Source organism: Saccharopolyspora sp. NPDC049357 (assembly GCF_040677225.1).
Classification (GTDB): Bacteria; Actinomycetota; Actinomycetes; order Mycobacteriales; family Pseudonocardiaceae; genus Saccharopolyspora.
Genome location: NZ_JBFAQJ010000002.1, coordinates 76,937 through 97,394 on the forward strand (window position 1 = coordinate 76,937; position 20,458 = coordinate 97,394).

Below are 20,458 nucleotides of genomic sequence, written 5' to 3' on the forward strand. Positions count from 1 at the left end.
ATTGATAGAGCTATGGAAGGAACCGAATGTCCCTGTTTTTCCTGCTTGGCTGGGGTTTAGCAGCGTTGTCACTCACCGTGACACCGCTCGTGCAAGCACTGACGAGTTCTACAAAACGTCGCCGCGATGAGGCGCTTTGGAACGTGCGTTTCAACGCCGCATGCACCTTGCGGTTCGTAGGAGCGGCAGGCGTCATCGCCGGAGTGATCGAATTACTACCGCTTTGGTGACACGGATGTGCCGCGCCCAACTCGGGCGCGGCACACCTACTAACTGGAAATGACTAACAGCTATTGCCAACCTGCATTGGTGTCCAAGGCAGCAGCAAGGCATCGCCTTCGGCCCGCGGCACAACATGTAGATGCAGGTGGAACTGGGTTTGCGTGGCCGCTACCCCCTTCCTGGTGATGATGTTCGCGGCTCGTAGCTCCGCGGTGAGGTCAGCGGCGGCGGCCATTGTGTAGCCGGAGACGTCCGGCGCTTCGCCGACGTCCGCGACGTGGCGGTGCGGGATCACGAGCAGATGGCCAGCGGTGACTGGGTTCAGCGGCCGTATGGCGATGACGTCTGGCCAGCTCCGAACAACGGTCGCGGGCGCCTTACCCGCGACGATCGAGCAGAAGATGCATTTCATGCGTGAGTCTCTGTCCTGTAGAGCGACTTCCAAGACTCGGTGGGGTCGATCTGTTCCGTCGTGGCCGCCCGCCAGAACAGGCGGGCGGCCCAGCGCAGCCAGTGGCGAATCACGTGTGACGGATCGGTAGGTCGCGCAGGCTGAACCCGGTCCCGCCATGCCGCTTGAGGTAGTCAACGGAATACCGGGCAGCGCGACGCTTGATCGTGCCGTTGCGGTAGGTCGCGAGGGCCGCGTGGAATCCGTCAGCGATGTAGCTCATGCCAAGGTCCCAGATGTCCGGGTGGTTGCTGTCGAGCTGCTCAAGCGTGTAGTTGCGCTTGATGTTCGGGACAACAGCAACGCCGATGGAATCAAGTGCACGGATTCCGTTGAGCATCTCGTTGTAGGAGTCGGCTCCGAGGACGTAATCAGTCTCGACGATCTCGAACCCTGCCCGCTTGGCTCGGAGGTACTTCTCGACGTGCTGGTCGAAGGTGATCGACCCCTTCTTCCGACCCCACTGGCGAATGCGTTCAAGGTCGTTGAAGCACTCAACAGTGCCGATGAAGCCGAGGCAGCCGACCTCCCGGAGTTGTTCCATGGCCGCGGTCGAGTCGATCGCGTAGGTGAAGGGGAAGAAGCTCGCGTTGTCGAACCCGTGCCGTCGGTACTCGTCGATGAGCTGCAGCATCATCGTGAGCTCACGTTCTTCGTCTGGCTGGCATCCGGTGGTGATGTTCACCGAGACGAGCTCGGAGCGGTCCCAGCCACGGCGGTCGAAGTCTTCTGCCAGTGCCTGCACGTGGCGACCGACGTAGTCCTTGGGCGGCGGGGTGAAACTCTTCACCGCTCCCCTGCTGCACCCGAGGCAGCCGCCGGCGCAGGTCGAGTAGGGCGAGATGATTGCCGCGGTCGGCAGCGGCACGAAGTCCGGCGAAACCCTGCTGTAGTAGTGATTGCTCGCGCCGAGGATCTGGGCGTGAACTCCGACCTCTGCCAGGACCTCACCGGTGGCTCGCAGGGTCAACCGAGCGCTCCGTCCGTCTCGGGTGAAGACGATTGGCGAGGCACTGCGGTAGTCCGGAATGCAGATCGTCTGGTAGTTCGACTTGCTGGTTTCGGGGTCGGTGTAGATCAGCGTGTAGGTACGGCTGCCAAGCGACTCCCTCGTGTCACAACCAACGAAGCCGACCAGCAGAGAGAGCAGCTGTGTACGGGACAAGCCAGTGTCCGGGTCCACTTCATCGCTGTCGTCTACAGGGGTGAATGCCTCGATGTAGTCACGAGCTTCAGACACGAACGCTGACAGCCGATCCGCGACTTCCCGCCGCTCGTCGACCGACAGGCCGCCTTCATCCGCCTGCCTTTGGGTGGGCTCAACAGGCAACAGCTGCTTGTTCAACGACAATGGAATCTCCACTTCCTTCGGGTGGTGGAACCCGGCCGAGGCGGTGATCTGCGGAAGGTGAAGCGCCTCGGCCGGGCCTGCAGCGGTCCGAACGGACCCGACGCATCGCCTGACGAGAGCCAGGCGACGCATCGTCGACCGGTCGGCGGTGTGCCCTACGCCGTTGCCTTTTGCCGTCGAGGTCGGCCCGAAGCTGTTCCTCGCTTGTCGCTGTACATGTCGGCGTCAGCTCGGCCGAGCAGCTCCTCGATCGCGGCCGGTCCAGCACTCACAGCGGACCCGATACTGGCGGTGACCGTGATCGTGTAGCCATCGATGGTCATCGGCCTAGCCACCGCCGCGTGCAGCTGTTGCCTCAACTGGCAGAGCTCCCCCGTGCTCCGCGGCTTGCCACACCAGAAGGCGAACTCGTCACCGGAGAGCCGCACCGCCAACTGACGCGGCCCTTGCAACCGCCGTAGCCGTCGAGCGACCGTGGCCAGCACCTGGTCGCCGTAGCGGTGCCCGAAGGTGTCGTTGATCGCCTTGAACTCGTTGAGGTCGAGCATGAAAAGCGCGGCGGAGTCACCGGTGTTCTTTCGAGCCGCTTGTTCGAGCGCCAGGCGGTTGGCGAGCCCGGTCAGCGCGTCGGTGCGGAGCCGGCGCCGAAGCGCCGCCACGCGGAGGTGGGTGTAGGCCCAGCCTGCCGCTGTGAGGGCGAAACCGATCTGGGCGTGCGTTCCATTGAGGCGGATCTTCATCGCGCCCCCTCGATTCGGTTCTGCATGGTGGTGTCTCCTCGGTTGTGGGTGGATCACCTGGGGACGCCGGGTGCTTGGCGGCTTCGAGGCGAACCAGGTGCTGGACGGTGCGAGGCTCGGCGGAGGCGGGCGCGCAAGAACCGCAGGAGAACCGCCGTGCGGCGCTAAGGTGCGGGCATGGTGATCGATGCGAACGCGGTGACGAACCTGCCGGGGCTTGAAGACCGGAAGATGGACAACTTGATCGCCCTGCGTGCTGCCTGCCAGGTGACCGGTCCGCCGGCGACGTCGCAGGATGTCCGTCCCTACGTCGACGAGTTCACACGCTGGCTCGACGGCTCGGTAAGTGCAGCGGACCGCCTGGTTCGCCGCTACGTCCTGCTCGCCGTCACCGACGGGCGTTCCGCACTCGGTAGTTCCGAGCAGGACGCATCGGGCGTCGCGCGCCTCGCCGAGGAGCTGTACCGGAAGGTCTCCTAGCACGAGAGCCTCACTTGCCGTGCTTTGCAAGTGCTCGGCGGACCTGGGAGAGGCTGAGGCCGGTTGCCTGCATGAGTGACAGCGGGTCGGCGTGCGTGCCGGCCTCGATGGCCTCCTCGATCAGCTGCTCACTCGCGTCGTCGGAGGAACTCTCTGCTTCCCGCGGCGACACCTGTTCGTCGACGAACAGGTCCTCCGAGTCACCGGTCATCGTTGGGACCGCCTCGGAAGCGCAATCCGTGTCGAGCCGGGTGGCCGTGATGGACTGCCGCTCAGGGTTCTCGATGAGGAGCGAACGGGCGCGCATCATGCGTTCGGTCAGCATGTAGCCGAGTCCGCGAGTGGGTTTGCCGTCCGGGAAGACTGCCGGGAGCTCGTGCAGACCTTCGGGCATCGGTGCGCCCGAACTGATCATGTTGCCGCTGGTGCGCTCGGTGACTCGAAGTCCGACCACCGTGCCGCCCTTGAGCTGGTCACGCAGCACCGTTGAGCCGCCGAGCTGCTTGGCCGACGGCACCTGAGTCGCGAGCACGAGCGCGATGCCGTACTTCCGGCCTTCCTGCGCGAGCTTCTCGCACATGCGCCGCACGTCGCCGTTGTCGGTACCCGTGTCCTCGTCGTTCATCAGCAGCTTGTGCGCTTCGTCCATGACGATGGCGATCAGCGGCATGTCCGGGCTGGGCTCGACGGACCCACCGCCCTGCCGCTTGACGACCTTCCGCCGACGGTCCATCAACCGCAATGCGTACCGCAGCAGCTTCCGAGCATCCTGCGGCGTTTCCGCGAAGAGCTTGACCCGGTCACGCCAGTGCGGCAACGAAGCGCCTTCGCCGCCGTCGACGATGAGCGGATACACGCGGTCCGACGCGGCTGCCTCGGTGAGGATCAGGTCGAGCACCTTGGTCTTGCCGGATCCGTTGACCCCGGATACCAGGCCGTGCGTCGCTCCCCCACCTGGCCACCAGAACCGGTAGTGCAGCATCTCCCCGTCCGCCGTGGTCATCAGCGGGAAAGTGCCGGTGGCGGGATCCAACTGTGGCTTCTCCCAGCGCACCACCGCCTGAAGAGGGTCGCGGGTTAGGACGGTGATCTGCGCCGTGCGAACTGAGGCTCCAGGAATGGCCTCTACGAACACTCGGCCGTCGGGCAAGTCGTAGACCGACAGGATGGTCTGCTGGGCCTTCATGATCGAGTGCCAGTGCTCACCGATGTTCAGCTCGACAACGCCGCGCCAGCCGAACGGCAGCTCGGAGACCTGCTTGAGATTCGAGCCAGGGAGCGCTTTGCCGGTGGCTCCGATATAGGTGTCCCAGCGCTCGATTCGCGGATCGGGTCCGCTTGTCACAGCGGGGAGTGCCATGTGAGCTGCCGGGCTGGTCTTCTCCGCGGTGATGTCGGGTTCCGGTTCGGTGTGCCGCACCCACCACGGAATCGAGAGCGCCGCTCCGCTGGCCCACAGCAGACTGGCGGCGATTCCTGCGGAGCCATCGAGCGCCAAGGCAGCCTGCCAGCCTGCTGAGCTCACGGCTGCTGTACCGGCGTAGACACGGTTCCAGCGCGAGGCTCGCTGGTGCACGTAGCCGTACGCGCCGGCGCTCGCCGCCCACCCGGCCGCTACAGGCACAAGTGCAGCGGGTCCAGACAACGCGGACGCGGTGGCGCCGATCGCATGCGTTGCACCGATCCCGGCCAGAGGCAGCGCCTGGCGGCGCCAGCGCTTACCAAGGCGCAGGGCCTCCTTTCCGAGTTCGATTGCCGCCTCGGTCGACTGCTTGGGACCTTCGGTGGTCGACGTCTCAACATCCTGAGCGGCGACTCGAGTCATCTGCTTCATGCGGTTGCTCCCTGCTCACCGAGCTGTCCGGGTCCGCACCCCGCCCCGACTTCTGCCGGGGCGGGACACGCACTCGGCAGGTCAGTAGTGGTCGTACCAGGACTTTTCGGCGACGTTGCCGCTGCCGCCGGCACTCGCGACGGCATCAGCAACCGGCGCGTGTCGCTGCTCGACGTGGCGGTAGAGATTCGCAGCCAGAGGTGCAGCCGTCTCCAAGAGATCGGTCAGGTCGCTGATCTGGCCGATCGTGTCGTTGTCGAGGCTGTTCGCGGTCAGGGCCTCGCCTAGGCTTTGAGCTTCCTCGTAGGCCTTGCCCAGGAGCATCGCCATCGTGGACAGCGACGCGATCGTGTCGGCGTATCCCTCACCAGTCGCGGCGAGAGCTGTGCCGTTGGCGGGCATGAGCTCACCCATCTTGTTTCCTCCGATTTCCTTGGTGGATTCCTCGTTCACGTCCGTGCGTTCCGCGTGGACGTAGATTCGTGAGGGGTCGACGTCGTCTCCGCCGGATCCCGGTTGGCCTTTGCTCCTCTGGGAAGAGGCGCCGCTGCCACTGCAGGTTCGACACCGCGTGTGGCGGTGGCGTCCGCCGAAGTTCGAGACGTACTCACCCCGGCCCGCGCAGTCGCCGCAGTGGCCTTCGCGCTCGGCATCCGATGGACTCTGGTCACTGTTGGTGCAGTTGCCGTCGCACGCTCCCCTGGCACAGTTCGCGCACCAGCCATCCTCATCAAGCAGAGCCGGGTCGAATTCCTCTGAGCACCAGGCACACCGGCGGAGGACCACTTCGTCCTCCTCGCGGCGTTCTGAGTCCCGCCGGCGACCGTCGTGCCGGTTCGAGCGGCAATCAGGGCACACGCGGCCAACGCTCGGCACGATGACGATCAGCTCGAAGTTGACGCCCTGGCCGCAGCCTTGGCACTGCTCGATGTCACGCCGCGACCGCCACTGCTTCCAGGTATCGCGATAGCCCCAACCGCGGTTGGCGCCCTCCCGCCCGAGCCGGTACCCGGTTCGAGCACCGGCCAGAGCACCCGCCCCCAGCCCGTGGAGGCCGGCCACGGTGGCGGTACCGACCGCAGCGACAGTCCAACCCGCCGCGTAGGGCCACCACAGTGGATCGCGCGGCCCCTTCGAACCGGCAGCGCGAAGTCGGTCGGCCCGCCGCTGCCAGTGCTCGGAAGCACGCTGCCGTGTCTCTTGCCAACTCGCTTTGGAGCGGCGCTTGGACTGTTCCCAGGCCCGCGTGATCAGCGCCGCTATGGCCATGGCCAGTATCAGGTCCGCGCCCATGTCAGCCCCCGATCAGCTTGCCGAGGCTGTTGGTGCCCATGTCGGCGATCGCATCGGAGAGCCCGACACCAGCGCCGGCCAAAGGGCCAACCGCGGCCAGGAACAGGACGGGAAGCAGGATCAATCCGACCTTGGCGGGCGTGTCAGCCTTCCGGTCGACGGCGATGTCGTAGACGACGATCACAGCGACGACCAGCGCGATACCGCCGACGAGCACGGGGCCCTGGTCAACGAGGGAGTTGGAAATCTCGCGGAGGCGGTCCGCGAGCCAGATGCCGACACCGGTGTTCGCGAGGCACGACCCACCGATGAAGGCCAGCGCGGCGCGCACCCACCACGGGATCTTGGTCCGCTTCCGGAGCACCCACAGCAGGACGAAGCAGATAACCATGATCACGAAGTTCATTCCGGGTTCCTCCTGGTGATCAGAGAGCGAAAAGGACGATCAGGACCGTGATTGCTGTCGCGACCACCAGGCGCGAAGGCCGACGTGCGATCCACAGGACCGCGTAGCCGAGCGCTGTGATCGCGAGCGAGACGTAGCCGAACGCGATGCCGGGCGCGGCCAGCCACCGGAGGCCGGCCGCCCACTCGGCTCGCTCGACCCGGGCGTGGATGTCGCGCAATGACGGGGGTCTGGAGCGCCACACCGACCCATCTATGGCCGCGCGACCGCTCTCCCCTGCCTCCCGGACCCACACCGACACCGCCGATTTCCATTGCGAGGAAGGCTGACTGTCGTCACTGGGCGTGATTTCCCCGCTGGTTCCGGGGAAAGGGACCAGTTCGCCATGCCCCGTGTCCGGGGTGGGCTCCGAGTAAGATCGCGCGCGCTCGCGCGGGTGTTCGCGCTCGTGCTCGCGCTCGGGCGCCCAATTGGGGACCTGATCGTCGGCCTCGGTGGCTTCGTTGAGCTCGGCCCACGGATCCGGGATTGGCATTACCGGGCACCTCCTTCCCCGCTGATGCGGTTGGCTTCCGCGGTGAAGTGCTGGGTGTAGTGGTCAAAAAGTCGGTCACGTTCGGTGTCCGGTAGCTGGCCGATGCCGCCGCGAAGGCACATCAGCGCGGTCGACAACCGCTGCAGATCGGAGCCAGCCGCGGTGAGCTTCCGCTCGTAGAGGGCGCGGCTGTTCTCGTTCGGTCCTGCTCGGTCCAGCACTCGGTGAACGTGGTCGACCAGGTCTTCACGCAACTTCCGGGCAACCCGAGCACTCGCGCGGCTGTGCGCAACTGCGCTGCGCAGTGCGTACTCGGCTGCCTGGTACCGCTCGGCCGGCGTCGCGGCCTTGCGGGTCCGCTCCGCGTGGTGAGCCGCCCGTCGACGAGCCGAGCGGACCCGCTTCGGCTCACGTCGCGCTGTCGCGGTCATCGCGGTACTCCTCTCGCGGTATCAGTTGGCGACAATGGATTCGGCGGTATCGACGGCTGCGGTATCGGCGGTTGGCAGCTCGATCACGCGGGGCTCGGTACCTGCCTCGGCAGACACCGGCGCCGGATCGTTACCGGCGCCAGGCGTGAGCGACTTGGCGGCGTCAGCACCGTGCCGCGAAACCGCGGACAGGACCGCATTACGAAGCGGGCTAGCCGCGTTGCGGGACATCCGAAGCTCTGAATGGAACTCGCCGAGCTTGGGGTTCCGACCTCGTTCGCGCTGGTAGGCGGCTACGAGCTCAACCGCGCGCTTCCACTGCTCGGCGTCCCACTGCCCGCCACGAACCTGCTGAGCCGACCGGAGCGACGCCCCGGATCGGGTGGTGCTGGGGCGCGTAGTTGATCGCCGCGTGCGGGTCGGCGCCGACGCACGGGTACCGGAAGACGGCACAGGACACGTACCGGCGACCGGTACCGGTGCGGGCTCGGTACTCGGTACCGGCTGCTGGTACTCGCGCTTCGCCTTGGCTTCCGATACCGCTCGACTGAATGCGATCTGGTATCCCTGACTCGCCTCTGTCAGGACGATGAGCAATACCGGGAAGATCGCGTGAAGCCCAGCGGCCACCCAGTCACCGCGCTCGGCGGACTGCCCGCAGTTGAGAACGAGGCTCATTCCGGCGGTGGCCCACCGAAGGCCCGTCCCCCACGGCGCCCGCTGCCCGTAGCGGTGCAGCTGGCGATCACCGATCAACGCGACGACCAAGGCCGCATCCACGGCGAGACCGCCGGCCAAACCGAGGCCCCACGGCACGCCGTGGTGCGCGAGCAGCTCAGCGCCGGCGAAGGCAGAGAAGACCATCACCACGCTGGCGACCAGCCAGACGAACAGGTTGATCATTCCGCCTGCCTGCAGGAGACGCTGCTCCTCGGCCTCGACTGGAGAAAGCTGTTCCGACATCACGCGACTCCCTTACGACGTGCGCGCTGCTCGGCACGGTGCGATCGGCTGGCTTCGCGAGCGTCCGGGCACCGGCAGCCGTAGTTGGCGTAAGCGCTGACCGTCCCGTGATGAGTGGCGTCGCACCCGACGCGCTCGACCTCGGGTTCGTCGTCAGCGGCGTGCTTACGACGCCACAGCCGTCCCAACTCCTGGAAGTCGGGCTGGGCCACGCCGCCCCAGCTGCCGTAGCGCTCGCCCCGCAGGACCGCACCGGCCAGGCATTCGTCGACGACCGGGCAGCCCTTGCACTTCTCGGCGATCTGCCTGCGCAGCCGGAAGCGCTGTGCCCGGCCGTTGAACTCGTCCGCAGCCGGGAAGAAGACGTCGACGGGGATGTCCGCACAGTTCCGGTCGTCCCTGCGGTCGACCAGGTGGAGCAGCTTCCAGCCGTCGGCTTCGGCGAACGGCTCGACCCGCTCGATCTGGCTGCTGAGGAACTCGGTGACGCGGCTTCTCATCAGGCAACCTCCTTCCTGGCGAACTGGGCGAAAACACCGGAGAGCGCGGCGTTGAGTCGGCCGCAGATCGTCTGCACTGCGGCTTTGGCGGCGTCCGTGGACGGCTCCGCGAGCCGCGAGAAGCTGGGCGTCGGCAGGCCGTCAGCCTCGATCGGGACGCGGAGTAACAAGACCGCGGTGGCCGTCGGCACGTGGTTGTCCTCCTGGACGTGCCAGGTCGAACCGGTTTGCCAACCGCGCCAGTAGCCGCGTAGCACCCTGGTGGTCTCGCCAGGAACCGAAGCGGCGATTTCGACAGTGATCGCGAGTCGGCCATCGAAGTCCCAGGTCGGCACCGCGCTGAGCACCCTCGGGTGGCTCTCGACGTAGGCCGGGCTCATGACCGGCGACTGCGCGACTCGCCAGGCGCTAGCGGCGAATTCCAACGGGCTCTGTGTCGGCTGCTGGCCGTCGACGTCGACGAACTGGGCGGCATTCTGGCGCAGGTACGCGCCGTATCGGGATTGGAAGTCGCTGGCGTGCTCGAAGTCGTAGCGATCGTCGGGTGCGAAAGGACGCGAAAAGGACACAGTCGTCTCCCTAGGTCAGTGATTGGCTGGGGTGGAAGGCTCGGAATGGTGGGTGCTTGGCGGCTTCGGCCATCCCTGAGCCGGACGTCACGCGGCGAGCACCTGAGGGAGCTCCGGGCCGTCCGTGTGGTTGAGCTCAAGCGCTGTGAGGGACACTTGTGCTGCTCCTTCCGGTCTGGTGATCGGTTGGGGTGGAGGACTCGGGGCGGCGGGTGCTTGGCGGCTTCGGTCGCCCCGAGTTCCGGACTTGGTTGTGCGGGTTGCAGGCCGGGCACCGGGCCCACCTGCCATCTGGTCGTTCGATCGTTCGGCTGGGCTCGTCGCACGCTCCGCACCACTCAGGGCGGTCGGCACACTTACCGGCATTCGGATTGGCAGGCGGCAGATCATCCAGCCGCGCATTCAGGACAGCGGCCGGCGACCGCACGCCGTTCGGGTTCGCGCCGAGGTGCGCTGCCAGGCGACTCTTCGACCATCCGGCTTGCAACGCCTCAATGAGCTTGGGGCGCAGGCGCTGCCGTTGCTTCGGAGTCAGGTGCCACGCTGGCCCAAGCGCGTCGAGCACGCTGTCGATGTCCTGAGCGGATCCCGCCTCCTCCACATCGGACCCGATGAGCCGGAGTCGACTCTCAGGCCCGTCCTTGGTGGACGGTTCCATGACGGTTCCGGATGGTTCGGGTGGCACAGCTGTGCCGGGGGTGGGGTGACGTAGCTCTGCCGCCCCAGGGGTGACAGCCGCGCCACCGGCGGCAACTTGCCGGGCCTGGCAATTTGCCGGGGCTGTGGACAACTCCGCGTTCATCAACACCGAGTAGCGATTCGGGTGACGCCCGCCCCGTTCCTCGACAGCAAGCCGACCCTGTTCGGAAAGCTTTCGGATGATCCGCTGAACCGTTCTCTGGTCGAGTCGCGTCTTGCGGGCAAGCGTGCTCACCGACGGGAAGGCGTTGGTTCCGTCGTCTGCGGCGTTGTCGGCGATGGCCAGCAACATCAGCAGCTCAGTGCCTTTGGCCGGGGATTGATCCCAGACCCAGTTCATGACCTTGATGCTCATGCGTTCCTCTGCAGTTCAGATCAACGCGGTGACCAGGGCCGCAACCGCGAGCCACAGCCAGTGCCACGACTGGTCCAGCACGTACGCACCAGTCCCAAGCGAGGGGTTGTCGTCCCTGCCAGCACGCGGTGCCCCGAGGCGGTAGAAGCCGTCGTTGCCGGTCAGCTCCGCGAGCCGTCGAAGTGTCGATCGCCGATCCGCCCAGTAATGGGTAACCGCGCTGACCACCTGGCCGAGAACGAAACCGAGAACGCTGATCGTCAGGCCGAAGGCGACCCAGATGAGCGCCACACTTCCGGCCGTTACGGCCGTGTAGGACGAGACGTGCTTGGCGCAGTTCCACCTACCTGGCCAACCGGGGAGGCCCTTTGCGCCAGCCTGGTGCGACGTCTGAACCCAGTGGTCGGCCACGTTGTGCGCGACCAGCAGCGCTGGCAAGGTCGCACCGAACGTCGCGGCAGCCTCGATACCTGCCGGAGTCATGCCGCGCCCTCCCCTACGAAGTCGGCGGCATCCACAGCACTGTTGCTACCGAGTGCGGCGTCGATCATTCGTTCCACCGCGATGGCCGGAATGATCAGCCGACCTCGGATCCGGACGGCCGGGAACTGGTTGTCTGCGATCGCCCGGTACAGCGTCATCTGCGAGGTCTGGAACATCCGCGCTGCCTCGGCCACGCTGTAGAACTTCAGCGACCTCTCCCCCGGAGCCTGGCTCCAGGGCTTCATCACCTGCCCCATTGGCTACCTCCACTCTCTCGGTCAACGCAGAAAACAGTAGCTAACGTAGCTAATTTTGGCTACCTCTATTTGCAGATCGGTGCGTCTTCCCAGGTCGGTAGCCAGAACTAGCCGCCAGGCGGATAGCCTCACGTAGGAACACCACGTGGAGGTGAGCAGTGGCGGACGATTGGGCGGCCGTAGCTAAGGCGATCTCGGCCCGTCTGGAAGAGCTCGGCATGACGCAGCTCGATGCGGCGGCGAAGTCCAAGGTTGCGCCGGCCACCATCCGCGAACTGCAGTACAACAAGGTGCCGCGACGACGGAACCCGCGGACGCTCGAAGCCTTGTCCGAAGCGCTGGACTGGCCAGCTGACTACCTCAGCAACGTCCTGGCCGGCACGTCGGCCGAACCGCACGCCGACGAGGCGAACGACCCGGTCCTGCAGAAGCTCGACGACGTCCTGGAGCAGCTTCATGAGCTCAGGACTCGTGTCGAAGCCGTCGAGCATCGCCAAGAGCGCGAAGACGAGCAGCCCTGAGCTCCCGGACCGTACTGATGAGGTGATCTACCTCGTCGGTCCTGATTCCTCGCTCCCGACCACGCGTGTCGTGGCTACGCGCTTCCCGGTTCGCGTTATCGCTAGCCGACATCCTGGCCACTCCTCTGCACCTGCTGATCGGTGGTCATGGCCAGTAGCCTGAAGGCCGTACACGCGCCTGACCCGCACAAACTGACGCCCGCAGTCGAATGCGGGCCGGACTAGTACAAAAGTGCGGGTAGCCGGAATCGCGGGGAGGTGGAATGGGCGCATGGTGACTGAAGGGCCCATTGGCGAACGCATCCGGATCTACCGCCGCCGGCGCGGACTCAGCCAGCGCGAACTTGCCGAGCTCGTTGGACGGTCAGAGTCCTGGTTGTCGCAGGTCGAGCGCCAGATTCGCTCGGTTGACCGTCTCTCGGTCCTGATCGACATCGCGCGCGTCCTCAAGACAGATGTCGAGACACTCGCCGGCAATCGACTGGCGCACGCGCCGAACGGCCAGCCCGACCTCAACGGGCTGGAGGAGATCCGCGGCGCACTCAGCGCCTACCCCGGTCTCGGCCTTAGCGAGGTGCCGGCAGGCGACTTGGAGGAAATCGAGCGTCTGACGGCTGAGGTGCACAGGCGGTACCAAGCCGCTGACTACGGCGCTGCGGCCAGCATCCTGCCGAGCTTGATCACCACGAGCGATGCGATGGTGGCTGAGGCGGCTCCAGCCGCCCGCCGCCGCGCGCTCGAGGTGCAGAACCACGTCTACGTCGCCGCGGCCAAGCTCGTGACGAAGACCGGCGACGGACAGCTTGCTTGGATCGCCGCGGACCGGGCGGTCAACGCAGCACTCCAATCCGACTCCGCGACCCTGGGCGCAGCAGCGGCCTACCAGGTCGCATGCGCGTTCCTGAAGCTCGACCAGGTAGAGCGCGCCGAGCAGATCGCCATGACGACCGCCGAGAACTTCGCCGACGACAGCCCTCTCGGCCTCTCCTACCAGGGCGCGCTGTTCCTCATCGGCTCCGTGATCGCTGGTCGGCGTAGTGACCGCAGTGAAGCTTCCGACCGCCTCCGGCGCGCGCAGTACCTCGCCGACGCCCTCGGCCAGGATGGCAACCACGGCTGGACGGCCTTCGGGCCGACGAACGTCGCGATCCACCGCGTCTCGGCCGCCGCCGAACTCGGCGACTCCCGACAAGCCATCGACCTGGCCGAAAGCATCGAAACCAACAACATGCCCGAAGGCCTCCAGAGCCGTCGGGCACAGGTCCACATCGACACCGCCTGGGCGTACTCCCAGCACCGCGAAGACGCCGCCGTAGTCGTCAACCTCATGGAAGCCGAGCGAGTCGCACCACAGGCCCTGCGATACAACGTGATCGTGCGAGAACTCCTCCGCGAAATGCTCAAGCGCGAGCGGCGCTCCGCCACCCCAGGACTGCGCCCACTCGCAAAACGGGCAGGTGTCCTGCATTGAGCAACCGGCCAGTCGTCTACCTCATCGCCTCAGCCGCTCCCCCAGTCCGCCAACTCGACGAACCGCTGGCACTACTCGACGATGCCGGCTACTCGGTGTGCGTCATCCTGACGCCCACCGCAGCAACCTGGATTGACCCGGCAAGCCTGGAAACCAAAACCGGCTTCCCTGTCCGAGTTCACCCACGACTCCCGGACGAACAAGACCCGCTACCACCGGCCGATGCCGTACTCGCAGCCCCGACGACCTTCAACACCTTCAATAAGGCCGCCGCCGGTATCAGCGACACTCTCGCTGCAAGCTTGCTCAACGAACTCCTAGGCGCAGACATCCCAATGGTGTTCGCACCGTGCGTCAAGCAAACCCTACGCCAGCATCCTGCGTATCAGTCGAGTCTCAACCAGCTAAGCGGCTGCGGCGTAAAGGTCCTTGAACCGGACTCGATCACGGGCCGCGGACAAGATAATCTCGCCACCTTTAATTGGTCCGCAATTGTATTTGCACTACTAACGGAGAACGATCGAGACAAGAGTGCATGAACCGATCCTTCCGCGCTTCTAAGCACCCGCGGAACGCGGCACTGTAGCACTCAATCAACGACAATTAGCGAAAGATAGTCACTTAAGAAGACTTTCATACTCGACCTTATATGGCTGGTGGCAAAATTTCCGACATTACTGGCCGCACGATAAGGCCGAAGTTGCGCGCAGTTTTACCAGCCCCCTCGCCGCTCGTACAAAGTGCGGATACCCCAGCTTGAACAACACATAGAGCTCCATGTGGCATGATCATGATCACGGCGGTGGTGCAGTGCAGCGACTGCTCATACCGGCGGAGTCGTCGTCAAACAGGCAGCGTCAGGACGGCCCCACTCCAGACTAACGACCAAACCAGGAAGGGCAACGGTGGCGAACCTCAGGAACTCACGTGGAAAATTCTTTGCGACACACAAGATGCCGACCAACAAGACCTTTTGGGAATACTATTTCGACCGCGCCGGTAAGTCACACCTGATCTCCGCCGAATACACTTCCGCACTCAAAAAATGGAACGCGACTCGATCAAACTGCCCATCCTTGGAGAACACCCTTGAAAGTCTAATCGATGTAATCCCGCCCGAATGGCGAGCATTGGCAAATAACCTCTTCGCCGGAAGGGTTCTAGATGGAGAGGCAAACGCCGCCGCTTGGACAGAAAAACAAGCCGGGATCATCGAAATTAATGCGCAGTATTCTTTTATTCTGACGGACTACGTGCACGTCTTCGACAGGTTTAGAGATTACATAGCAAAGCTAGTTGAAATGGCCTACAGTTGCGACTCGGCCAGTGAAGCGCTATTGCTTGAAGAAGCTCAAAAGATGCCTCAGGAACTGAGTTTGCACTGGTCTGAGATCGAAGAAAAGCGAAAAGACTGGGCAGACATTAGCCTTGTTCAGCCAGGGGGAACGTCAAGAAGCAGGACGCCAAATCCGAGCCGCGCAAAGGTTCTCTCGGACGTAGAATCTGTATGCGAAGAGTTCATTATTGCACACGAGCTATCACATCACCTGTTGGGGCACACTGTGTCCAGGCGCGAAAAGAAGAAGGCTAAGGAGGTTGTCGATCAGGCCCTTACCGACTCAGGTTCCGCTGACTTGCTAACCGGGATCAACCGAAGCCAGCAGGACGAGTTGCAGGCAGACCTGCTCGCCTATCTAATCGTTGCCCGAGCGACTGACAGTCTTCCTGACTTTGGGTACTTATATCGGTCGATCTTCGGCTCCACCATAGCGCTGCTATCGCTAGCGCATCTAAATGGAAACTGGGCGCATGACTCTTCGTCCACTCACCCAGGCTTCGATAAGCGATTCCAGCTGATATCCCGACTTACCTTCTGGCTTTCCGTTAACCGCCCACGCGACGCTGATCGCGGCCACCCTTTGGGGCAGCTGTCCCAATTGGCCGCCTTTTCTTCAATAGCATACCAATCGTACGACGCAAACGCCAAGAAAGTTGAGCTCAACCAAGGCAACGTCAATTCTGTTTGCCTGTGGCTCCTCAAGCAATCAGGATCTTTGAGCGATGCTATTCCAGATTCGTGATCAGGTCACAGCGAACAAACTATGCTCACGCTCATTGATCGTTCTGGAGTCGTTCATCGGCTAGCTCGCTACGACGTCGTCGTAGCGCCAGCGGTATTGGCCGCCGGGGGTGATGAGGGCTGGGGTGATCCAGCCGTTCTTGGCGTAGTGCGAGATGGTCCGCCGGCAAGGCCAAGCTTCTTGGCCAGCTCGGAGCTGGAGATCAGCGGAGCGAGCACGGCGACGCTGAGCTGGCTACTCGCGTTTGGTCACGCCGAGGACATCCAACAAAGGCTGACCCCAAGTACCTGTTCTCCGAGGTGCTCGCTCCGATCTACCAGCGCATGGCCACTGAGCTGGACCTGGGCAACACCGATGAGGCCACCGACGCACTGCGGGCATCAATCCCGGACTGGCCCCGCCTTCGATGCCTTAGCCGCCGCGCACAAGCGACTGGAAGCCCAGTACGGACGCAGGCGCCAGGGGCTACGACGCCGCCCCGGCGCCGGCCAACCTCACCACACCGGACTGCCACTGCACAATCCTCGACCCTCGACGAGCTCGACCAGATCTGCCCCACGCTCACATCGCCAGAGTCTAACGACTCTACTTCGTAGTCATCAGCTGTTCTTGAATTGATTCACATTGCCACTCTTCACAAGGATGCGGCTGATGGCCTTATTCGGACCTTAAGGAGTCCATGGTCGACTGGGGGAGTAATGGCTGACGATAATGAGCGAATTGGCTCCGCGTTTGATAAGACGCTCGCTAATATGGGTGGCGCAGCGGTTGGCGTTTGGATAACAAGCAATCTGGGACCGGAGGCCGGACAGTACATCTCTGGATGTGTAGCGCCTTGGATTGAGGAGCTCTCACATTTGGCGCGGCAATCCTGGATCAGGAAGTTCCAGAGGGTTCAAGAGGCTGGAGCCGCAGCCAGTAAAGCTGCAGGTTGCCCATTTGAGGATCTCATTAACCAGGCCATTGGGGACGATCGAAAGCTTCAGCTCCTTACTCAGGCCCTGAATGCTGCGTCAATGGCGGAAGATGCCCGCAAGGTTCGAACACTTGGCCGCGCAATTGCGGCCGGGATGGATGGAGCTCGCGTTGATGAGCAGCTGCGAATTGTGTCGACACTTGCCGCCCTCGAGCCGGTAGATGCACGAGTGCTTGTACTGATGGCTAAAGACCGAAAACTAGGTTGGGTAAAGCGCCCAAGGCAGAGTGAAAACACGGCAGGAATTGGGGTGCTTCTTGAAGCTGAGCCAAAACTCGATTCACTTATTGATTCCGTAGTTGCACGTTTGGAAACGCACGGCCTGATAAGCGACTCTGATAAGGGGCAGACCTTTAGCGGTCTATCCTTCGGGTCGGAACTTCACGTGACAGCTTTCGGAAAACTATGTGCGAATTGCTTAAACGAGAAGGCTTCCCCGGAAGGGGAGGAGGAAGAGTCTGGAGAATGATTGATTGAAGCCTGCCGTCGGCCCCCCGGGGCGGGCCGAAGGTAGCCCTCGGCGGCCGCTCAAGGCTCGACTCGAGCACAGCGGCAAGCGACCCCGACATGGCCGCCGGCTACGCGAAGACGAGAAAGCCTAAACATGCACACCAAAGCTGAAATCCGATCAGTTTGCGCTTTTTCGGCGTTGCTCGGCTAGCTCGCGCATCTCTGCTACGACGTCGTCGTAGCGCCAGCGGTATTGGCCGCCTGGGGTGATGAGGGCTGGGGTGATCCAGCCGTTCTTGGCGTAGTGCGAGATGGTCCGCCGGGCGAGGCCAAGCTTCTTGGCCAGCTCGGAGCTGGAGATCAGCGGAGTCTCATCGTCGGCCACTCAGCCATCGTGTGTGCCTCGAACGGATGCCGCTGCCTTGCTTACCTCGATGGAACTGAAATACCCTGATTGCCTACTTTGCCTTGTTGGAGGTGGGCATGCGGTCCGATGCGCGTCTCGCGCTCTTGGCGCGGTCGGCACAGTGGGAACTGGACGAGGCGGCCTTTGAGATCGGCGGGGGCCGATACACGCCCGAGCAGCGGCAACGGTTGGCCAGCCAGCTCGTTGCCCTCGCGGAAGAGCTCCGCGGTGGTGACGTCCAGCCGATGATCACCGGCTCAGACATGGCATGAATCGAACTGCGGCACAGTCGCAGCGCTCCGGATCAACAAGGTCAGTTCGAGGGTGCCGATCGTCGGGAGGCTAAGGCTGCCGAGCGCTCGACGCGCTTCAGGGCCTCGTCGAAGCACGGAATCAGCTTCTCTGGCAGGTGGTAGCTGTGTACACGCACTCCGGCGCGGTCCTCAGGATGCGGGCATCGCTCGAAGAAGTGCCGCCATCTGCGGCCTTCATCCCCAAACTTGGCCTTAAGAGCCTTGGACGCAGCCATGCTCAGGGTCTGCGTGGCGTGCTGCAGCGCTTCCATCCCCGTGATTTCGCGCAAGCGGTCAGCGGTTGCTGTGCCACCTTCATCGATGAGCGCACGAAGGAAGATGCGCCCGTTCTCCTTCGCCCGACGGACCGTGTCTTCCGCGACTTCGACGGTCCACTCGAAGGGCCGCTCGGTCGGGCGCTTCAGATCAGCGGTGTGCAGGCCACCGGCGAGCAGCCGTAGGACCGGCCCTGAAAGATCGGTGACGGCTACGCCAGCCGGGCCTCTTACAACCGCCTGGCGGCCGTCCTCAGATACGTGGAGCTCCCAGCCTTGTGTCTCTTGACCTGGTTCTACTCGGGTCCAGTCTGCCGTCTGATCCACGCCGCCATTGTGCATGAACACCGCTGCCATCAGCCGCATTCACGACATGCGATCAGGCCGGCATGGTCACAAAGGTCTTGATCACCGTGCCTTCAGGTCGGCGGACTTCCATCTCGTAGTCGAGGATCTCGCCCGGCTCTCGGCCGTCACGACGCACTGCGGCTGTGAGGAGCATGCGCAGGTGGGCAGCATTCGACGGGTCTGCTTCTGCAGAGAACGTCTGGATGGTTCGACCACCGCGTCGGACGTCGAACTCGAGCATCTCCGAGTTGCTGCGGTTCTCATCCGGAGTAGCCAGTGTCTGCTCGGAAGGTTCCGAGGCTTTCACCTCGGCGCTTTGCCTCTGGCTGACCTTTGCCCGCTTGCCCTGTGCGACCTCGACAGTCCCCCACTCCTGCAACAACTGGATCGCCCGGTGGACGGTCCCGATGGAAACCGCGTAGTCAACGGCCAGCCGCTTCATCGGCGGAAGTTCACTGCCAGCCGTTCGCTCGCCGCGCTCGACGTGCTCATACAGATCCACTGCGAGCTTCTCGTAGGGACTCCGCGGATTCGCCCGCACCCGCTCTGCCGGACTCAACGGTTTCGGACGCTCCGGAACGCGATCAGCCAGCGCTGCTGAGGCACGCTGGTCAGCTTCAGAGACCCAAGCGGTGTAGACGCGCAGTGTGGTCTGCCCACCCGAACCGTGGCCGAGTCGGCCGGCCACCGTTCGGACGTCGACGCCGGCGGAAATGAGCTCGGTCGCCGAGTAGTGGCGGAGCTTGTGCAGGGTGGTGTTGATGCCCAGCCTGTCGACCATGCGGTCGTACCGTTGCGTGACTGAACTGGGCTTTTGGAACTCGGAGGCGTCCGGGGCGTGCGAGAAGATGAACCCACTGGATGTGAAGTCGACGCCGATAGCCGCGGCTCGTGAGGAACAGCGTTCGCGGTGCTCATTGAGGAGCTCGACGGTGACCGGGTCCAGTGCGACGCGTCGCTGCTGGTGGGTCTTGGTGTCCTTCTCAAACCAGACGCGCCGCTCAGGGTCCCTTGCGATAGCGCGCTTCAGCGAGAGAACCGCTGCACTGGCGTCGAAGTCCGACCAACGCAGTGCGCAGAGCTCACCACGGCGGGCGCCGGTCGTCATGGCCAGCCAGAGCAAACAGCCCCAATCCTCGTCTTGCCACGCCTCGTTGAGGATCTTGGCCGACTCCTCCGCGCTCGGCGGGCTCGGATCGGCCGGCGGCGAGGCCGGCGGATCGACATCCTCGGTCGGGTTCTTGGCAACCCATCCCCACCGCTTCGCACGCTTGTAGGCGCCCGACAGCAAGTAGTGGATCTGACGGATCGCCGTCGGCCCGAGCGGTTTGCATTCGTGCGGACGGCAGCGAGCGTCGCACTCGTGCTTGCTACGCGTGCGGTGGTCGATGCGCCTGCCTGTCGTGCAGTGATCGCGGCAGCGGCGCAGCTCGGCGTAGAGCGAGTCCAGGATGTCGGCGTCGATGCGGCCGACCGGCTCGTCGCCGATGAACGGAGCGATGTGGTTGCGCACGTAGCTGCGGTATTGGTCGCGGGTGCTCGGCTCGCCCTCGAAGTAATGATCCAAGTAGCGCTTCAGCAGCTGCTTGACTGGGGCACTGGTCCGCGGGTTCCGCTGCTCGTCGACCTCGTTCAGCAGCCGGGTCAGGACCTTCTCAGCTTCACGATCTGCTTTGGGGCCTGCCGGCACGATCTCGCGGAGGTAGTGCGGGCGTTTCGTCACGGGGTCAGTTCCCGCGTAGACGCGGACCCGCAGGTTGCCGTTCGGCAGCTCTTCGACGTTGCCGCGCCGTCTTGCCCGCTTGGTCTTAGGACCGCCCATACATCAAGCGTAAGGGCGACTTGTGCCATGAACCGTGCCATGAGAAGGCCGGACCGGCACACGGGAGAACGAAAACACCAGGTCAAGGATGGTGGGCGCAGTTGGGTTCGAACCAACGACCCCCTGCTTGTAAGGCAGGTGCTCTTCCGCTGAGCTATGCGCCCTGGTGGTCGAACGGCTGAGCCGGTCGGACACCTCGGTAACACTACCGGGGTGTCGCGGCCGGCTCGGTGACCGGTCGACCCG

The 20,458-nt window shown here is 64.1% G+C and carries 25 protein-coding genes and 1 tRNA gene; 8 read left to right on the plus strand and 18 right to left on the minus strand.

What is annotated here, in order from left to right:
* Nucleotides 1–26 precede the first annotated feature (26 nt).
* The gene (locus AB0J91_RS01995; protein ID WP_363863180.1) at nucleotides 27–230 is read left to right on the plus strand and encodes a hypothetical protein; all 204 of its coding nucleotides are present in this window, start codon (nucleotides 27–29) and stop codon (nucleotides 228–230) included.
* 53 nt (nucleotides 231–283) lie between these two features.
* Here AB0J91_RS01995 and AB0J91_RS02000 read toward each other — a convergent pair whose 3' ends face one another.
* From AB0J91_RS02000 to AB0J91_RS02010, 3 genes are all read right to left on the minus strand, one after another.
* The gene (locus AB0J91_RS02000) at nucleotides 284–634 is read right to left on the minus strand and encodes an HIT family protein (protein WP_363863183.1); all 351 of its coding nucleotides are present in this window, start codon (nucleotides 632–634) and stop codon (nucleotides 284–286) included.
* A 109-nt stretch (nucleotides 635–743) separates the two neighbouring features.
* Nucleotides 744–2,018, minus strand: coding sequence for a hypothetical protein (locus tag AB0J91_RS02005; RefSeq protein WP_363863186.1), 1,275 nt, complete (start codon nucleotides 2,016–2,018; stop codon nucleotides 744–746).
* Nucleotides 2,019–2,179: 161 nt separating this feature from the next.
* Complete coding sequence (locus AB0J91_RS02010; protein WP_132627064.1) at nucleotides 2,180–2,764, minus strand: GGDEF domain-containing protein; 585 nt, start codon at nucleotides 2,762–2,764, stop codon at nucleotides 2,180–2,182.
* Nucleotides 2,765–2,941: 177 nt separating this feature from the next.
* Between AB0J91_RS02010 and AB0J91_RS02015 the strand changes: the two genes are divergently transcribed.
* Nucleotides 2,942–3,244 (plus strand): hypothetical protein, encoded by a 303-nt coding sequence (locus AB0J91_RS02015; RefSeq protein ID WP_132627065.1) that lies wholly within the window; start codon nucleotides 2,942–2,944, stop codon nucleotides 3,242–3,244.
* Nucleotides 3,245–3,254: 10 nt separating this feature from the next.
* Here AB0J91_RS02015 and AB0J91_RS02020 read toward each other — a convergent pair whose 3' ends face one another.
* The 11 genes from AB0J91_RS02020 to AB0J91_RS02070 all read right to left on the minus strand — a co-directional run bounded on the left by AB0J91_RS02020 (nucleotide 3,255) and on the right by AB0J91_RS02070 (nucleotide 11,569).
* Nucleotides 3,255–5,078 carry a hypothetical protein gene (locus AB0J91_RS02020; protein ID WP_363863190.1) on the minus strand — a complete coding sequence of 608 codons (1,824 nt, stop codon included), beginning with the start codon at nucleotides 5,076–5,078 and terminating at the stop codon, nucleotides 3,255–3,257.
* An 81-nt stretch (nucleotides 5,079–5,159) separates the two neighbouring features.
* Nucleotides 5,160–6,371 (minus strand): hypothetical protein, encoded by a 1,212-nt coding sequence (locus tag AB0J91_RS02025; RefSeq protein ID WP_363863193.1) that lies wholly within the window; start codon nucleotides 6,369–6,371, stop codon nucleotides 5,160–5,162.
* 1 nt (nucleotide 6,372) lies between these two features.
* Nucleotides 6,373–6,777, minus strand: a complete 405-nt coding sequence (locus AB0J91_RS02030; RefSeq protein WP_132627068.1) for a hypothetical protein — start codon at nucleotides 6,775–6,777, stop codon at nucleotides 6,373–6,375.
* 19 nt (nucleotides 6,778–6,796) lie between these two features.
* Entirely contained in the window at nucleotides 6,797–7,312 is a 516-nt protein-coding gene (locus AB0J91_RS02035; RefSeq protein WP_132627069.1) for a hypothetical protein, read from the minus strand.
* Nucleotides 7,312–7,743 carry a hypothetical protein gene (locus AB0J91_RS02040; protein WP_132677412.1) on the minus strand — a complete coding sequence of 144 codons (432 nt, stop codon included), beginning with the start codon at nucleotides 7,741–7,743 and terminating at the stop codon, nucleotides 7,312–7,314. Before AB0J91_RS02040 ends, AB0J91_RS02035 begins: the two co-directional genes overlap by 1 nt.
* A gap of 21 nt (nucleotides 7,744–7,764) precedes the next feature.
* Nucleotides 7,765–8,706 (minus strand): hypothetical protein, encoded by a 942-nt coding sequence (locus tag AB0J91_RS02045; protein ID WP_132627071.1) that lies wholly within the window; start codon nucleotides 8,704–8,706, stop codon nucleotides 7,765–7,767.
* Nucleotides 8,706–9,206, minus strand: a complete 501-nt coding sequence (locus AB0J91_RS02050) for a WhiB family transcriptional regulator (RefSeq protein WP_132627072.1) — start codon at nucleotides 9,204–9,206, stop codon at nucleotides 8,706–8,708. The genes AB0J91_RS02045 and AB0J91_RS02050 overlap by 1 nt, the downstream gene beginning before the upstream one ends.
* Nucleotides 9,206–9,775: a hypothetical protein gene (locus tag AB0J91_RS02055; protein WP_132627073.1), complete on the minus strand. Its 570-nt coding sequence runs from the start codon at nucleotides 9,773–9,775 to the stop codon at nucleotides 9,206–9,208. Before AB0J91_RS02055 ends, AB0J91_RS02050 begins: the two co-directional genes overlap by 1 nt.
* 136 nt (nucleotides 9,776–9,911) lie before the next feature.
* Entirely contained in the window at nucleotides 9,912–10,829 is a 918-nt protein-coding gene (locus tag AB0J91_RS02060; protein ID WP_132627074.1) for a helix-turn-helix domain-containing protein, read from the minus strand.
* 15 nt (nucleotides 10,830–10,844) lie between these two features.
* Nucleotides 10,845–11,312 (minus strand): DUF3307 domain-containing protein, encoded by a 468-nt coding sequence (locus tag AB0J91_RS02065; RefSeq protein WP_132627075.1) that lies wholly within the window; start codon nucleotides 11,310–11,312, stop codon nucleotides 10,845–10,847.
* Nucleotides 11,309–11,569, minus strand: a complete 261-nt coding sequence (locus AB0J91_RS02070) for a helix-turn-helix domain-containing protein (protein ID WP_363863200.1) — start codon at nucleotides 11,567–11,569, stop codon at nucleotides 11,309–11,311. Before AB0J91_RS02070 ends, AB0J91_RS02065 begins: the two co-directional genes overlap by 4 nt.
* 158 nt (nucleotides 11,570–11,727) lie before the next feature.
* On the opposite strand from AB0J91_RS02070, the gene AB0J91_RS02075 reads away from it, so the two are divergent.
* From AB0J91_RS02075 to AB0J91_RS02095, 5 genes are all read left to right on the plus strand, one after another.
* Nucleotides 11,728–12,090 (plus strand): helix-turn-helix transcriptional regulator, encoded by a 363-nt coding sequence (locus tag AB0J91_RS02075; RefSeq protein ID WP_132627076.1) that lies wholly within the window; start codon nucleotides 11,728–11,730, stop codon nucleotides 12,088–12,090.
* Nucleotides 12,091–12,361: 271 nt separating this feature from the next.
* Nucleotides 12,362–13,561 carry a helix-turn-helix transcriptional regulator gene (locus AB0J91_RS02080; protein WP_132627077.1) on the plus strand — a complete coding sequence of 400 codons (1,200 nt, stop codon included), beginning with the start codon at nucleotides 12,362–12,364 and terminating at the stop codon, nucleotides 13,559–13,561.
* Nucleotides 13,558–14,100, plus strand: coding sequence for a flavoprotein (locus tag AB0J91_RS02085; protein ID WP_132627078.1), 543 nt, complete (start codon nucleotides 13,558–13,560; stop codon nucleotides 14,098–14,100). Before AB0J91_RS02080 ends, AB0J91_RS02085 begins: the two co-directional genes overlap by 4 nt.
* Before the next feature lie 414 nt (nucleotides 14,101–14,514).
* Nucleotides 14,515–15,642 carry a hypothetical protein gene (locus tag AB0J91_RS02090; protein ID WP_363863205.1) on the plus strand — a complete coding sequence of 376 codons (1,128 nt, stop codon included), beginning with the start codon at nucleotides 14,515–14,517 and terminating at the stop codon, nucleotides 15,640–15,642.
* A gap of 698 nt (nucleotides 15,643–16,340) precedes the next feature.
* Nucleotides 16,341–17,087, plus strand: a complete 747-nt coding sequence (locus AB0J91_RS02095) for a hypothetical protein (protein ID WP_363863208.1) — start codon at nucleotides 16,341–16,343, stop codon at nucleotides 17,085–17,087.
* Nucleotides 17,088–17,246: 159 nt separating this feature from the next.
* On the opposite strand, the gene AB0J91_RS02100 is transcribed toward AB0J91_RS02095, so the two are convergent.
* Nucleotides 17,247–17,453, minus strand: coding sequence for a MerR family transcriptional regulator (locus AB0J91_RS02100; protein ID WP_207920379.1), 207 nt, complete (start codon nucleotides 17,451–17,453; stop codon nucleotides 17,247–17,249).
* Nucleotides 17,454–17,551: 98 nt separating this feature from the next.
* Here AB0J91_RS02100 and AB0J91_RS02105 point away from each other — a divergent pair, with 98 nt between their 5' ends.
* Nucleotides 17,552–17,746, plus strand: a complete 195-nt coding sequence (locus tag AB0J91_RS02105; protein ID WP_132627080.1) for a hypothetical protein — start codon at nucleotides 17,552–17,554, stop codon at nucleotides 17,744–17,746.
* 41 nt (nucleotides 17,747–17,787) lie between these two features.
* Here the strand turns inward: AB0J91_RS02105 and AB0J91_RS02110 are convergent, their stop codons facing one another.
* The 3 genes from AB0J91_RS02110 to AB0J91_RS02120 all read right to left on the minus strand — a co-directional run bounded on the left by AB0J91_RS02110 (nucleotide 17,788) and on the right by AB0J91_RS02120 (nucleotide 20,376).
* Entirely contained in the window at nucleotides 17,788–18,408 is a 621-nt protein-coding gene (locus AB0J91_RS02110) for a hypothetical protein (RefSeq protein ID WP_363863212.1), read from the minus strand.
* A gap of 13 nt (nucleotides 18,409–18,421) precedes the next feature.
* Entirely contained in the window at nucleotides 18,422–20,212 is a 1,791-nt protein-coding gene (locus AB0J91_RS02115; protein WP_363863215.1) for a tyrosine-type recombinase/integrase, read from the minus strand.
* An 89-nt stretch (nucleotides 20,213–20,301) separates the two neighbouring features.
* Nucleotides 20,302–20,376: transfer RNA gene (locus AB0J91_RS02120), tRNA-Val, on the minus strand.
* Between the last annotated feature and the right edge of the window lie 82 nt (nucleotides 20,377–20,458).

Bases quoted from the DNA above. Each gene is read 5' to 3' on its own strand.
- AB0J91_RS02040 (WP_132677412.1), bottom strand. From the start codon at position 7,743: ATGACCGCGACAGCGCGACGTGAGCCGAAGCGGGTCCGCTCGGCTCGT.
- AB0J91_RS02025 (WP_363863193.1), bottom strand. From the start codon at position 6,371: ATGGGCGCGGACCTGATACTGGCCATGGCCATAGCGGCGCTGATCACG.
- AB0J91_RS02095 (WP_363863208.1), top strand. From the start codon at position 16,341: ATGGCTGACGATAATGAGCGAATTGGCTCCGCGTTTGATAAGACGCTC.
- AB0J91_RS02105 (WP_132627080.1), top strand. From the start codon at position 17,552: ATGCGGTCCGATGCGCGTCTCGCGCTCTTGGCGCGGTCGGCACAGTGG.
- AB0J91_RS02080 (WP_132627077.1), top strand. From the start codon at position 12,362: ATGGTGACTGAAGGGCCCATTGGCGAACGCATCCGGATCTACCGCCGC.
- AB0J91_RS02000 (WP_363863183.1), bottom strand. From the start codon at position 634: ATGAAATGCATCTTCTGCTCGATCGTCGCGGGTAAGGCGCCCGCGACC.
- AB0J91_RS02115 (WP_363863215.1), bottom strand. From the start codon at position 20,212: ATGGGCGGTCCTAAGACCAAGCGGGCAAGACGGCGCGGCAACGTCGAA.
- AB0J91_RS02030 (WP_132627068.1), bottom strand. From the start codon at position 6,777: ATGAACTTCGTGATCATGGTTATCTGCTTCGTCCTGCTGTGGGTGCTC.
- AB0J91_RS02045 (WP_132627071.1), bottom strand. From the start codon at position 8,706: ATGTCGGAACAGCTTTCTCCAGTCGAGGCCGAGGAGCAGCGTCTCCTG.
- AB0J91_RS02035 (WP_132627069.1), bottom strand. From the start codon at position 7,312: ATGCCAATCCCGGATCCGTGGGCCGAGCTCAACGAAGCCACCGAGGCC.
- AB0J91_RS01995 (WP_363863180.1), top strand. From the start codon at position 27: ATGTCCCTGTTTTTCCTGCTTGGCTGGGGTTTAGCAGCGTTGTCACTC.
- AB0J91_RS02050 (WP_132627072.1), bottom strand. From the start codon at position 9,206: ATGAGAAGCCGCGTCACCGAGTTCCTCAGCAGCCAGATCGAGCGGGTC.
- AB0J91_RS02060 (WP_132627074.1), bottom strand. From the start codon at position 10,829: ATGAGCATCAAGGTCATGAACTGGGTCTGGGATCAATCCCCGGCCAAA.
- AB0J91_RS02015 (WP_132627065.1), top strand. From the start codon at position 2,942: ATGGTGATCGATGCGAACGCGGTGACGAACCTGCCGGGGCTTGAAGAC.
- AB0J91_RS02090 (WP_363863205.1), top strand. From the start codon at position 14,515: ATGCCGACCAACAAGACCTTTTGGGAATACTATTTCGACCGCGCCGGT.
- AB0J91_RS02065 (WP_132627075.1), bottom strand. From the start codon at position 11,312: ATGACTCCGGCAGGTATCGAGGCTGCCGCGACGTTCGGTGCGACCTTG.
- AB0J91_RS02110 (WP_363863212.1), bottom strand. From the start codon at position 18,408: ATGCGGCTGATGGCAGCGGTGTTCATGCACAATGGCGGCGTGGATCAG.
- AB0J91_RS02020 (WP_363863190.1), bottom strand. From the start codon at position 5,078: ATGAAGCAGATGACTCGAGTCGCCGCTCAGGATGTTGAGACGTCGACC.
- AB0J91_RS02010 (WP_132627064.1), bottom strand. From the start codon at position 2,764: ATGAAGATCCGCCTCAATGGAACGCACGCCCAGATCGGTTTCGCCCTC.
- AB0J91_RS02070 (WP_363863200.1), bottom strand. From the start codon at position 11,569: ATGGGGCAGGTGATGAAGCCCTGGAGCCAGGCTCCGGGGGAGAGGTCG.